Origin of the sequence: Pseudomonas putida (assembly GCF_022627325.1) — a bacterium.
Taxonomy (GTDB): Bacteria; Pseudomonadota; Gammaproteobacteria; order Pseudomonadales; family Pseudomonadaceae; genus Aquipseudomonas; species Aquipseudomonas putida_X.
In genome coordinates this window covers 1-268 of sequence record NZ_JAETZZ010000059.1, presented here as the reverse complement: position 1 = coordinate 268, position 268 = coordinate 1, and the positions used below count along the sequence as shown (strand labels likewise).

The 268-nt window shown below is 58.2% G+C and carries 1 protein-coding gene; it reads right to left on the bottom strand.

Annotated features, from left to right (window positions below):
• Positions 1 to 26 precede the first annotated feature (26 nt).
• Positions 27 to 268 (bottom strand): transposase domain-containing protein (locus JNA92_RS25700; RefSeq protein WP_241807230.1); only part of this gene is annotated, 242 nt, incomplete at its 5' end.

The following is a 268-nucleotide window of genomic DNA, read 5'->3' as shown; positions in this document are numbered from 1 at the left end:
CACCTTCTAAAAGATAGGGCCTCAGCTTACTGTGGTATCTCTGGCGAGCAGTTCCATGGCAGCAAGGCTTCGTAGTCTGAGACCGACGACGCATACGGCAGGCGCTCAAGTACGTGGCGCAGCCACGTATAGGGCTCCTGGCCGTTGACCTTGGCGGTCTCGACCAAGCTGTATATCTGCGCACTTGCCGTGGCGCCCTTGGGCGTGTCACTGAACAGCCAAGCCTTGCGCCCAATGACAAACGGTTTTATCGCACGCTCTGCCAGGT